8 protein-coding genes are annotated in these 13,609 nt (G+C 35.3%); 5 read left to right on the top strand and 3 right to left on the bottom strand.

Annotated features, from left to right (window positions below; genetic code table 11):
• A partial coding sequence (locus JGH11_RS15875) for a chloride channel protein (protein ID WP_201113434.1) occupies positions 1–1,767 on the bottom strand: 1,767 nt, incomplete at its 3' end.
• Between the two features lie 181 nt (positions 1,768–1,948).
• Between JGH11_RS15875 and JGH11_RS15870 the strand changes: the two genes are divergently transcribed.
• The 5 genes from JGH11_RS15870 (at position 1,949) to JGH11_RS15850 (ending at position 12,237) form a co-directional block, all read left to right on the top strand.
• The gene (locus JGH11_RS15870) at positions 1,949–3,208 is read left to right on the top strand and encodes a sodium:proton antiporter (RefSeq protein WP_201113433.1); all 1,260 of its coding nucleotides are present in this window, start codon (positions 1,949–1,951) and stop codon (positions 3,206–3,208) included.
• A gap of 710 nt (positions 3,209–3,918) precedes the next feature.
• On the top strand, positions 3,919–7,299 hold the full coding sequence (locus JGH11_RS15865) for a SusC/RagA family TonB-linked outer membrane protein (RefSeq protein ID WP_201113432.1): 3,381 nt from the start codon (positions 3,919–3,921) through the stop codon (positions 7,297–7,299).
• 9 nt (positions 7,300–7,308) lie between these two features.
• A complete protein-coding gene (locus JGH11_RS15860; protein WP_201113431.1) occupies positions 7,309–8,715 on the top strand; it encodes a RagB/SusD family nutrient uptake outer membrane protein in 1,407 nt (468 codons plus the stop codon).
• A gap of 88 nt (positions 8,716–8,803) precedes the next feature.
• On the top strand, positions 8,804–10,690 hold the full coding sequence (locus JGH11_RS15855) for a TlpA family protein disulfide reductase (RefSeq protein ID WP_201113430.1): 1,887 nt from the start codon (positions 8,804–8,806) through the stop codon (positions 10,688–10,690).
• A 260-nt stretch (positions 10,691–10,950) separates the two neighbouring features.
• Positions 10,951–12,237, top strand: coding sequence for a sorbosone dehydrogenase family protein (locus JGH11_RS15850; protein ID WP_201113429.1), 1,287 nt, complete (start codon positions 10,951–10,953; stop codon positions 12,235–12,237).
• A gap of 155 nt (positions 12,238–12,392) precedes the next feature.
• Here JGH11_RS15850 and JGH11_RS15845 read toward each other — a convergent pair whose 3' ends face one another.
• Positions 12,393–12,986 (bottom strand): thioredoxin family protein, encoded by a 594-nt coding sequence (locus JGH11_RS15845; protein WP_201113428.1) that lies wholly within the window; start codon positions 12,984–12,986, stop codon positions 12,393–12,395.
• A complete protein-coding gene (locus tag JGH11_RS15840; protein WP_201113427.1) occupies positions 12,983–13,510 on the bottom strand; it encodes a TlpA disulfide reductase family protein in 528 nt (175 codons plus the stop codon). Before JGH11_RS15840 ends, JGH11_RS15845 begins: the two co-directional genes overlap by 4 nt.
• Positions 13,511–13,609 lie beyond the last annotated feature (99 nt).

Here is a 13,609-nt window from a genome sequence, read left to right as displayed (position 1 = left end):
ATCCACTACGGGCAGATTCCATGAATTTGTTGTTTCAAATATTTCCATGACTTTCTTCATCCGTGTACCTATTTCTATTGAGACTTCTATCTCAGACATAATCTCGGAAACGGGAATCGTTTTGTACAGTTCCGACTTAAATAGTTTGGGGCGAATATCGTCTATATTTACAATGCCTACCAGATTCGACAAGTGATCGATCACAGGAAAAATATTCCTTCTTGATTTTGTAAAACATTTAACCAGATCGCCTAGAGTTTGGTCTGAATAAACAGTATAAAAATCTTTTTCTACCAAATCGCTGGTCTGCAAAAGTGTTAGTATTGCCTGATCTTTGTTGTGAGTGATCAACTCGCCACGTTTGGCTAACCGATCGGTAAATATAGAATTAGGAGCCGACAATTTAGATACAATAAAAGAAAAAGCAGCCGTAAGACTTGTAGGCAGAATCAAATCGTAGCCTCCGGTAGTTTCGGTTATAAGAAATATTGCAGTCAGTGGGGCATGCATAACACCGGCTAATACTCCGGCCATACCTGCAACAACAAAGTTTTTACTGCTTACCGAAAGAAAAGGAAACATGTTGAAAATAGTAGCAATAATATAACCGGACACTCCACCAACAAAAAGAGATGGGGCAAAGACACCTCCTACTCCACCACTACCTGTAGTTATAGCCATAGCTATAACCTTGAATATAACAATCAGAAAGAGAAAGGCTACTAATAAATAAATATTATTTTCTGTTCCGTAAAAGAAGCTACTATTGACCAACTCGTGAGAGTGCCCTGTAAGGATCATATTCAGAGCTTCATAACCTTCCCCATATAGTGGTGGTAAGAAGAAAATGATAATTCCCAAGATAGTTCCTCCCACTATTAACTGACGAACAGTTCCCACATATCTCTTTCGTATGCGTTTCAACACCAGCCTTTTTTTCGTTCTGTCATACACAAAATAGGCTGTACCTACAATATCCATCCAATTTTCAATCTTTTGGGTAGCTTTTACAAAGTATAATGATACAAACCCAAGAATCAAGCCGAGTAATACATAGAAAGGAAGATTATGTAAAACCAGAGGGTCCATAACCGTAAAAGAAAAGGCGGCTCCATCCCTCAGCAGCAACCAAGATACGGCTGTACCTGCGACAGCCGAAATCAGAAGGGGAATGATAGACCAAGTAGTCAGATCTATCATTAATATTTCCAGAGCAAATACAACCGCAGTTACAGGCGCGGAAAATATACCGGCTGTTGCACCGGCCGCACCACAACCGAGCAATAAAGTTGTGGTGTTATAATTCAGACGAAAAAACCGGCTTATATTCGAACCTATAGCCGAACCGCTTAATACAATGGGTGATTCCAATCCTGCTGATCCACCTGCCCCAACGGTAAACGTCGATGCTATAAGAGAGGAATATGTATCCTGAACTTTTAGTTTACTCTTCTTTTTCGATATGGCATATAATACGCGTGTTATACCCAGAAACTTCTTCTCCTTGAGTACATACTTAACAAAAATAACAGTCAGTGTTAATCCCAAAAACGGAAAGGCGAAATACATAACATTTACAGAATGTATATCGAGACTACGAGTCAATAAGTGGGTCATTAAGAATACCATATTTTTGAGCAATACAGCCGCAAGTCCCGACAAAACCCCAATAACAAAGCTAAGAAGAATGATAAGCCTTTGCAATGGAATTTTTTTCGAAATATTCCTAAGAGATTCGGTATAAGAGTGAAACTTGTTATAGATCATGAATAGTTTTGTTATGCGAGTAAGTAGATCCTTTATTATTATTTGAAAGAAATATAGGAAAAATAAGTTGTCATTCTTTAATTTTAACTAAAATATTTTCGTTTTTTTTTCAGATTTTAGTTAGATTGCATAGATAAAATTACACTAATATAATAACGAACCAACTCTTTAATACTTATTTATGGAACTATATTATTCATTTTCAACAATTATAGTCATAGCTACACTATTTGCTTTTATTAACAAATTATTTCTAAAACTACCTTCAACTATCGGAATTATGGTCATCGCCATGATCGTTTCCATCACTCTCGTCTTTTTTGTCAACCCTATATCGGGAGAACCCTTAAATGATCTTGCCAGACTTTTTCAAAGTTTCGACTTTACCGACATTTTGATGAAAGGCATGTTGAGTTTCCTATTATTTGCCGGAGCGATTCATATCAATTTGAATGATCTGAAAGAACAAAAAACTCCTGTTGTAGTATTTTCGACTCTTAGTGTCATTATTTCTGCTTTTACAATCGGATTTGCATTGTATTATTTACTTAATATAATGCTACCGATGCTTGATCTGCATCTGGAAATGCCATATATCTATTGTTTATTATTCGGTGCTCTTATTTCGCCTACTGATCCCATAGCGGTATTAAGTATATTAAAGGAAGCCAAGGTTTCAAAATCTTTGGAAACAAAAGTTGCAGGAGAATCATTGTTCAATGATGGGATAGCAGTTGTTGTCTTCGCCGTAATATTAAATTTAGCTGAAGGTAAAAATGTAGACCTCTCTTTCACCCATATTTCGTGGCTATTTATTAAAGAAGCTATAGGAGGGCTTCTTGTCGGTTTAATATTAGGTTGGATAGGCTCTCGCATGATAAAACAAGCACATGATTATAAAATATCTGTTTTGATCACACTCTCTATTGTAATGGGAGGCTCAATGATATCGCACCTGATGCATATTTCCGGCCCCTTGATGATGGTTGCAGCAGGGTTGATTGTAGGAGAAGTAAAACGAAAAAGGTTAGAGAATAAAGTTGTAGACAATAATAACTTGGGTACTTTCTGGGAACTGATAGACGAAGTGATGAATGCAATACTATTCTTGTTTATTGGTTTCGAATTAATATTGATACCTCATCTGGAAAGATATTGGCTGATTGGCTGTATTTGTATTGTTGTAGTTCTCATAGCACGTTACATATCTATAAAATTACCGGCATTAATAATACCATTCAAAGAAAAATTAACTAGTGGTACGATCAAGATACTAGTTTGGGGTGGATTACGAGGAGGTGTATCTATTGCTTTAGCATTATCTATACCTGAGAATCCATATAAGCAGGTTATCATTGCTGCAACTTATTTTGTAGTTGTTTTCTCTATAATTATTCAGGGGTTGACAATCAGTAAGGTTACAAAAAAAATAGCTATATAGTTTCTCTATTTGAAAATACCCAGGCTATCGAATTATAATTTAATAATTATAACCATCCACTTTATAATAGTTCTGTTTTTATCTCCGGATAATACTAATACGAGACAATCCAATATATTTCCTCGATGGTATTATCCGGATACGTATATATGCTAACTTTCTAAATCTTTTCTGTTTCAGCAATTCTTAAATTGACCACGAATCAAGTAATCATTTCTTATTAATGTAAAATTTTATTAAATACAGTGAATTTCTTCATAAAAAACAGCAAGCGCCTCTTTGTCTTTTATATGTATTTTTTACACAATAGATTTATTTTTGAAAGATTTATTCATATTTTAACATCAAATACATTTTATTTATTAAAAAATAATTAAATTAGCGGGCTTTTTAATCACTAAAAAAAATTAACATTTAAAGACCTTTTATACTGGACAAATTAATTTTATATGGTTTAACAATCGTTGGTTACGCAATTATTTTTATTACACACTGAGATTCAAAATTATACATTTAGAGCTTGTGTTAATTAACGAATAACCCCCAGAGCAAGCTGGGTATCGAACTAAAATTTGCTTTATCAATTGAGTAGCTTCTGCCCCAAAGGCGGGAAGATTAAGTCAATCTATCTTTAAATAGAATTTATATATTATAAGGAAATCTATATCCAATTATTAATCAATAATTTAAACTACATAAATATTAAATCTATGAGAACTGTTATTAAGTGGCATCTACATTTGCCCTCTTTCTATTGGATATGTATAGCTTGCTTACTTCTTCCAATCTATTCGTCGGCAAACAATTCCACAAAAGAAAATCTTAGTAATAAAAAAGCAATAGAATTGTCCGAAACCCTGTTGCAAGATTCTATTCAGGTGACAGGACATATTGTGGACAAGCTGGGCGAACCACTTATTGGCGTTACTGTTTTGAATGAAAATACAAAACGAGGCTCAATGACCGATTTGGACGGAAACTATAAGATAATAGCAAAAACAGGTGATAATCTCATATTCAGATACATAGGCATGAAAACGGTTGAAGTCACTCTTCGTCAAGGACAATCTAATATAAATATGACCTTAGAGGATGACGAAAATGTGCTTGAAGATGTTGTTGTAACCGGATACCAAACTATCTCTAAAGAACGGGCTACTGGATCGTATGCGATCTTAACATCCAAAAGTTTAGAAAATAAGACAGACGTGAATCTAATATCACGTATAGAAGGTTTGGTTCCGGGAATAAATACAAAAGGAACAAACGGATACGATAAAGCCATAATAAGGGGACGTAGTACGGTTGAAGGAAATTCCAATGTGTTATATGTAGTGGATGGAATTCCCTATGAAGGAAATACAGATATTTATCTTGGTGAGACCACAAATCCGCTAAAATACATCAACCCAAACGATGTAGCAAATATTACTGTCTTGAAAGATGCGGCAGCAGCCTCTATCTATGGTGCTCGAGCTGCCAATGGTGTCATCGTTATCACAACTCACAGAGGACGTGTAGGAAAAACAAAAGTAAGTTATAATGGAACAGTACGTTTTTCTGAAGCTCCGTCTTTAAGCTCTTTAAATCTCACTAACAGTAGTGAGTTAGTCGATTACTTCCAAACTGCATATAATTCAGTGACACCTGGAAACAAAGTAATTAAAGATAAATATAATACTTGGAATGAAAGAATATTCAGAGATCCTGTATTTGATGCATTAGTTGCTTATGACAGTGGTAGTATAGATAAGAATGAATTAGATAAAAGCCTTGCATATTATTCATCTTTGGATAATCGCAATCAAATATACGATGAATTTTCCCGTACAGCAATCACTCATCAACATACATTGAGTGTTTCAGGAGGAAATGATAAATATAAATTCTATTTATCAGGAAACTTTATAAATAACAATGAACACGATAAATATAGTTCTTCAAAGCAATATGCGATCAACTCGAAAAATGATTTTAATATTTCATCTAAGTTATCCGCACATTTAAACTTAACTACCAATATAAATTCATCCGACCAAAGCAACTACAATACAGACTCTTACGCTAGTCTACTCCAGAAATACCCAAGTTATTATATGCTGAAGGATGAGAATGGAAATCTTTTAAATCTCCCTAACGGAAGAGGAGAAGTTTACAAATCAAATTTTGAGCTGGACAAATTAATTGATGCAGGTCTATATAATGAATATTATTACCCGACTCAGGACATGAATTCTAATCTACGCTCTGTGAAAACGAACTATATTCGTATTCAGGGAGGATTTAATTGGAAGATTATAGATGGTCTATCTGCCAGTGCTACTTATCAGACAGAAATAGTTAATTCAAAAAAGAAAGAACATTTTCTGGAAGAGTCTTATTATATGAGATCGAATATAAATGACGCTGCACAAATAAATCAAGGTGTAATTACATATAACGTTCCTATTGGGGGGCGACTAAACGAAAGACGTAGCGATCAGCAATCGTATACTTTGCGAGGCCAGTTAAACTTCAATAAGACTTTAGGTAAAGATCATACTATAACAGCTTTAGGCGGTGCAGAACGTCGAGAAAACAACAGCACCAGCAGTGAAAAAACTCTTTTAGGCTATGACGAGAATGGGATGAGATATATAACTCAAGATAAAATTTCACAACTGGGTAAAACCATCAACTCAACACAATCTATATCTAATAACTATGTAGACAATACCATCTTCAAGCTTTATGTTGGCGACGGCCTGGCTCGTTATGTTTCCTTCTATGGCAATGCATCCTATAGTTATCGTCAACGTTACGATATTTCAGTTAGTGCCCGTCTGGATGAATCCAGTCTATTTGGTAGAAAAGCCGAAAATAAATGGAAACCTATATGGTCTTCCGGGGCATCATGGCATATTTCTAAAGAAGATTTCATGAAAGACATTGACTGGATAAATTATTTGAAATTACGGTTAACATACGGAATTGGAGGAAATTCCCCTAGTAATAGTACGGGTATTTTTGCAAAAGTTTCTTCTGTAGAGAAAGATACATATACAAATTTATATCCTTTGGCCTACATAAAAGAACCTAAAAACGAAAAATTGACTTGGGAAAAAACAGCAACTACCAATATTGGTATAGACTTTTCTCTTTTCGACTCTCGCCTTGGTGGTAGTTTCGACTATTATCAGAAGCGATCGACAGATTTACTTGGAGATAAAGCTGCCGACCCAACACTAGGCTGGTCCTTAATAAGACTAAATTATGGAGCCATGAATAATAAAGGTGTAGAAATCGCTTTGAATGGATTGATTATAAAAACTCGCGAGTTCAGCTGGAATACAACGCTAACCTATACATACAACAAAAATAAATTAAAAGATTTTAGAGGTGCTCAAACTCGGGATGCATTCTTATATAACGATGTACTTCAATTAGAAAAGCCTATTTCCAGTGTTTACAGCGCACGTTATGCTGGACTGAATGAAAAAGGAGAGCCTTTATTTTATAATCAAAATGATGAAAAAGTTTCGTTCGATAAAATAACAAAAGATGATCTGGTATATTCCGGTACAAGAATACCAAAATATACATCGGCCCTTATGAATACTTTTTCTTATAAAAATCTTGAATTATCATTTAAACTCATGTATTATGGCGGACATGTAATCAGGGATCAAAGCCTAAAGTGGTTAACAGGAGAGGAAACTGTCAATTTCAATAGAGAATCTCTTAACTTCTGGAAAAAACCGGGAGATGAATTAAATTCGGATGGTGAACCTAATTTAAATATAGGACCCGCATTAAATTCAGATGCGACTAGATCTAGTTGGATTTTAGGGTGGCAATCCAGAGATACAAATATAAAAAAGGCGCATTATATAAAACTTAGAAATATCAATCTAGTATATAGAATACCTAAGTCTATATTGAATAAAATGAATATTGAACAACTTGCTCTCTCTTTCCAAGCAGACGATCTTGTAAGCTGGACTTCTAACGGAAAGATAGATCCAGAAACCACTTCTCAGGATAAAGAATATTATTATGTATATATGCGTCCTATGCCTGCATTTTCTTTCGGTATAAATATTAATTTTTAAGAACTTATTATGAAACAATACATCATACAATTAGCATCGTTGCTATTAATCATATCTTTTTTGTCTTGTGATGACTATTTGGGCAAAGCACCAAAAGACACAATAACTATGCAAAAGATCAAAGATTACGAATCCCTTTTAAACTACAGCCAGGCTAATAAAACAATGGGAGTTTACAACTGTTTCTTTACAGACGATGTTTTTTTCCCCGATAAAGATCCTGGTGGACAAGCTTTAAATCAGGCAACAGCCATAATACAAAACTTTTATACGTTCCAAGAACGATTATATCCAAGTGGAGATAATGATTGGACAGACTGTTATAAATCTATAAGTGTTCATAATACAATTCTGGAGAAAATTATGACTGCTATTGATGGAACTCAGAAACAGAAAAAATCTATTTATGCAGAATCTTTGTTAGCCAGAGCTTTTGAATTTAGCCAACTATTAACATTGTATGCAAAAGCATATAATCCCGAAACGGCAGCTAATGATGCGGGCATACCATTGATCGTTGAATCTGATATTACCCAGACTAATTTAACGAGAGCCAGCATTAAGGAAGTATATGAAAAAATTATATCCGATGTAGAGGAAGCAATACCTAGTCTACCAGACACGCCTTCTCGAAATGTAAATGCGTTTAGGGGTTCTAAAGTTGCTGCTTGGGCTTTTCTCGCTAGAATCTATTTGCAACAAAAAAACTATGAAAAAGCCTTAGATTATGCCGAAAAAGCTATAGAGGCACAACCAGCTATCTTAAACTTGAATAACTGTAAGCTTACCAACCCTAATGTGACTTCGGGAAGAAACGATGTACCTATAAGAGACCTCAATCCTGAATCTGTATACATTAGATTTTGTTCCTTTGTTAATACGATGTCTGGTAGAGCTTATGTAGAACCTGATCTGATCAATTTATTTAATAAAGATACAGACAGACGTTTCAAATTATTTATGACAGATAAGTACAAAAACATACAACGTGAATATTATATATGGGCACCAGGTTTCGATGCTAATATAGGTATTGCTACACCCGAAGTTTACCTGATTGCAGCAGAGTGTCACGCTCGATTAAATAACATTCCCAAAGCAATGGAATATTTAGAAGCCCTTCGTGAAAACAGATATGAAAATTATACAGCTATACCAACAACCGGCTTAACTAAAAATGGTGCTATAAAGCTTATTTTGGAAGAAAGAAGAAGGGAGTTGATGATGATTCCGGGTATCCGATTAGCAGATATTAAGCGGTTGGCTTATGACCCTGACTTCAAACAAACTGTAAAACGGACTATCAATGGAAAAACGACAATAGTACAACCTACAAGCAATTTATTACTTATCCCTATTCCGGATATTGTAATGGAGTTTAACCCTGACATGGAACAAAATATTAGAAAAGATTAAAGCCCTGTTTTGTAAATTGAAACAAATATAAAAATTGACAAACAGAATATTTACACTAAAAAATTTATTTTTAAACGCTATATTAATAATGAAACATGTCTCCCACTTATTAGCACCCCTATTTATAGGGCTAATGCTTATTCAATGTCTTAATATTCATTCTAGAGAGATCAACAAGCCGGAACACGGATTGAAAAATACACAACTGATAGAGATCAATAAAGTTCTATTAACAGACTTAAAAACAGTAGTGTATATTGACGTTCATTCACGTCCGAATGTTCGCATCAATATCGATTCAACTTTACACTTATCAGCCAATAATAAAAAATATCTGATAGTGTCGACAGAAGGTATCAATCTTGGAGAAGATTATAAATTTAAAGAAAATAAAGAAGATCATTTTATCCTTACCTTCGAGCCATTACCCGAAGGAACTAAATCATTTGATTTAATAGAAGGCGATTGTGACAACTGCTATAGAATATGGGATGTGGATCTGACCGACAAAAAACAGGCCTACAAACCAGATATTCCATCAGAACTACTCACTCAGGGTATTAATAAGGATGCAAGATTCCCTGCTCCCGAGTTTAAAATGGGTAAAACAAAAGTTACTCTACATGTAACAGGCCTCAAAGATGCCTATAAACTGAGAACAGTCAAGTTAGGCATAAGTAATTTATTTACCGGAGGCTATGATGAAGTTGAAGGTAAGAAAGAAACAGATGGCAAGTACCTATTCGAGATAGAGCAATATGTTACAGCGAATGCTTTCCTACAAGTAGGAGGTGCTTTCTGCAAGTTTCTACTGAATCCGGGAGAAAATGCCGAAATATATCTTGATATGACAGGCTGGTCAAAAAATAAATCGAGGTACAATCCACAAAAAGATCTGCAATACATTGCATTCAAGAGTGACTTTGCCAATGTAAACAACCAGTTGGCCGACATGGATGATAATGGCATTGATTTGCAAATTACCAACTTCAAGGATAATTTGATTGTAGACATGTCCAAACAAGAATACTTGGACAAAATTTCAAACTCGTACAAAGAAAAGTTGGCTAGTATAAATACTGCAAATATCAATTCATTCCAAAAACAGTATCTGAAAAATGAACTAAAAAGTAATGTTGCGGCAGCCTTTGTCTACATCGACTATTATTTCACTTCATCTTATCGTTCAAAACATAAGTTGGATAAGAAGGCTACAATAGATTATAAAGCTCCAGTGTTGGAAAAAGAAGACTTGCTAAAACTTAAAGAAATAGGGCTGAATGACTCGCTATGGGTATATTCCCGAACTTATTCAAATGTAGCCAATGCCATGACAAGTAATATTTCCAAAGAAATATTGGACGATATTACAGGTACAGGCATACTACAGGATTTACGAAAATGTCTTCCGTTAGTAAAAAAAGCTATTAGTATGCAGGCTCTCTCGGCGGATGAAGAAGCAACATTAAAATCGGCAGCAAACCCGTATTATTTAGAAGTATACAATACTATTTACAATAATACAAAGAAACAATATGATAGCAATGTTGCAAAAGGAGGTTTTGTTATAGAAACTACCCCGGAAGTGAGTGGTGACCAGATTTTAGAAGCTATTGTTGCAAAACATAAAGGAAAAGTTGTTTTCGTCGATTTCTGGGCAACCTGGTGTGTTCCTTGTTTAAACTCGATGAAAAAGATAAAAGAAATAAAACCTGAAATGGTAGGGAAAGATGTTGTTACAATTTATATAACGAACGCAACTTCTCCCAAAACAAAATGGACTAGTATGTTACCCGATATTGGAGGTATACATTACTATTTAAATGAAAAACAATGGGAAGGCTTAGGGAATAAGCATGGATTCAAAGGAATCCCTACTTATATGATTTTTGACAAATCGGGACAAAAGTCTTTTCAAAAATCAGGTTATCCGGGTAATGAGACAATGATAGAAGAATTGTCAAAACTCTGGTAAATATTGTTAAAAAGGTTTCTACACTGCTTATTTAGTTAAATACTACTTTTGAGGGCTGTAAATAGTGATTATTTGCAGCCTTTGCTTTATCTATATAGACACCGGGATCTATCTACTCGTATTTTACTTATAATATTTTCTGTTATAAATCAAGATGTCACCTTTCTTACTTTTTAAACAATATTTCGAATGAGTAACTATCTGCCATAAACATTAACCACGACATCTTTGTTGATAAAGAACATGTAAAACAAATAGTTATGAATAAAATAGTCTCTAGTATAATAATATCATTCAGTATTCTCCTAACTGAAGGAATAGGTACATCGATCTATTCCCAAACCAATAAACTGGACCTGTCCGTACCATATGCAACTCCTTCGGCTACTAATTTCAGCCAGGTAATGGGATGGCCCGATGAGAAAAAACCTATTGCTCCTACAGGTTTTACAGTCAGTAAATTTGCTGATGGATTTCATAACCCAAGATGGATTTATGTAGCACCTAACGGAGATATTTTTGTTTCGGAAGCAGGAACCAGACGCCCTAAAGAAATCCCCATAGACGAGTATGGTAAAGCCAAGTCAGAATCTCAAAATTTTGGTAGTGCTAACAGAATTATCTTATTTAGAGATATTAATAAAAATAGTAAATATGAAGGACGTTATACCTACAAAACCGATCTGGATCAGCCCTTCGGCATGTTGATCGTAAACAATTACTTTTATATAGCAAACACAAGTGGTGTCGTAAGATATCCTTATAAACCGAATGACACCATACTAAATGGTAATGGCCAACAAATAGTAGACTTGCCGGCAGATGGCTATAATAATCACTGGACACGTAATATTATAGCTAATCCACAAAACACTAAAATATACATTACCGTTGGTTCGGCTAGTAACAATGGCGAGCACGGAATGCATAACGAAGTGCGTCGGGCTGCTATTTTAGAAGTGAATCTGGATGGCAGTGAAGAACAGATCTATGCTTCGGGACTGAGAAATCCTGTACCGTTGGATTGGGAACCAGTTACAGGAAATCTCTGGACAGCAGTAAACGAAAGAGACGGACTTGGCGATGACCTTGTACCCGATTATGCAACTCATGTAAAAAGGGGTGGATTTTATGGGTGGCCATATGCTTATTTCGGAGCAAATGAAGATCCAAGAATGAAAGGGCAGCGCCCGGATCTGGTCGAAAAAACAATTGTTCCCGACATTGCGTTAGGTGCGCACACAGCATCCTTAGGACTGATGTTTTATAGAGGAAATCAGTTTCCGGCCAGATATCATAATGGTATGTTCATAGGTCAGCATGGCTCATGGAATAGATCTATCCTCTCCGGATATAAGGTTTTATTTGTTCCTTTCGAAAATGGAAAGCCATCTTCGGCTCCCGAAGATTTTCTTACCGGTTTTGTTATCGATCCCCGAAAAGGAGAAGTTCATGGACGCCCTGTTTGTGTAGCAGAATTGCCCGACGGTTCACTTTTAGTTAGCGACGATGCCGCAAAAGTAATTTGGAGAGTAAGTGTAAAATGATAGATTAACAATTTGGTTAACTATCTAGGAGTGAACTGTGCCAATTTATCATCCCATTCTATTCCTACTTCCAATTACTAATTCAGAAATAGGAAATAGAGGGATGTCTTCAAATAGTGTATATTAATCTAAACGGTTACAGAACAGATTACATCTTATTTTATCCCGCACCCTATAGCTTTTGTGGTGGCGACAGCTACAGGCTGACCAGCCAGTAATGCATCGACTGCATCTGCAACATAAGTCTTCCTGACAGAGGATGCATCTTCATAATTGTCGTCAATCGTACCGATATATCTAACAATATTACCACCGGTTGTTCTTTCAAGGACAAATACATGAGGGGTTTTGGTTGCTCCAAAGGTTGGATAAACCTTTTGTCCGTCATCAAAAAGATATGGAAAAGTATAACCAGCCTCTCTATGACGTTTTTTCATTTCATCGAAACTATCGGCCGGATAAGCCGTCGGACTGTTGGGATTAATTGCTATAACAGGATAACCTTTCACTTTATACTTCTGATCGAGAGCCACTATACGCTCTTGATACGCCTGTGCATACGGGCAATGATTGCAGGTGAATATAACAATATATCCTTTTGCATCATTATAATCTGCAAGGGAAACAAAAGTATCATCTACATTCCTTAGCTTAAAGTCGGCTGCGACATCCCCAACCTGATAACCTTGCGAAAATGTGCCTGTGCCTATTAATACTAAAAGCCCTATCAATAATAATATTCTTTTCATTGTTCCAAAAATTTAGTTATTAATAAATCAAGTTCCTCATAGGTAAACTCTTTCTTATAGAAAGCCCTTTCTCCTTTCTTTACAATCAACGTAGCCGGTATAGCTCCATCCCACGAAGGATCGACTTTATCTATCCATGCATTAGCATCGGGGTCGGCTAGTACAATTACAGGCAGGCTTATATTCCTCTTTTTGATAAAAGGAATTACACCTGTTTGAATACGCGACTTGAAGTCGAGGCTTACTAATACAATTTTTATTTTTTCACCTGCATATTTCTTTCCTGCAGCTTCGAAATGAGGTAGTTCTTTTATACATGGAGCACAATAAGTAGCCCAGAAATTAAAAACATATGTGGTGTCATTTGATACTTCGGGATGAAACATAGGTTCTATTTCGTTGAAGGTATAAACCGGAATATCTCCTACCCGATCCATCTTTTCTTGAGAATTAGCTTCAGCTATCAACAAAAACAAGAAACAAGCAAATAAGAAGATATATATAGACGATTTGTTAACAGACATAATTACAGACCATTACAGTTATTTCTATAAAAAACGAATTAATGGAATAAATTGTTTGCCGTTAATCACTTTCTGCTATGAACTTTATAATAATTTAAT

The organism is Dysgonomonas sp. Marseille-P4677, from assembly GCF_016652235.1.
Taxonomy (GTDB): Bacteria; Bacteroidota; Bacteroidia; order Bacteroidales; family Dysgonomonadaceae; genus Dysgonomonas.
This window is presented reverse-complemented; position numbering and strand designations above follow the sequence as displayed.

Coding starts and splice junctions, on each gene's coding strand:
- JGH11_RS15870 (WP_201113433.1), top strand. CDS start 1,949: ATGGAACTATATTATTCATTTTCAACAATTATAGTCATAGCTACACTA.
- JGH11_RS15865 (WP_201113432.1), top strand. CDS start 3,919: ATGAGAACTGTTATTAAGTGGCATCTACATTTGCCCTCTTTCTATTGG.
- JGH11_RS15860 (WP_201113431.1), top strand. CDS start 7,309: ATGAAACAATACATCATACAATTAGCATCGTTGCTATTAATCATATCT.
- JGH11_RS15855 (WP_201113430.1), top strand. CDS start 8,804: ATGAAACATGTCTCCCACTTATTAGCACCCCTATTTATAGGGCTAATG.
- JGH11_RS15850 (WP_201113429.1), top strand. CDS start 10,951: ATGAATAAAATAGTCTCTAGTATAATAATATCATTCAGTATTCTCCTA.
- JGH11_RS15845 (WP_201113428.1), bottom strand. CDS start 12,986: ATGAAAAGAATATTATTATTGATAGGGCTTTTAGTATTAATAGGCACA.
- JGH11_RS15840 (WP_201113427.1), bottom strand. CDS start 13,510: ATGTCTGTTAACAAATCGTCTATATATATCTTCTTATTTGCTTGTTTC.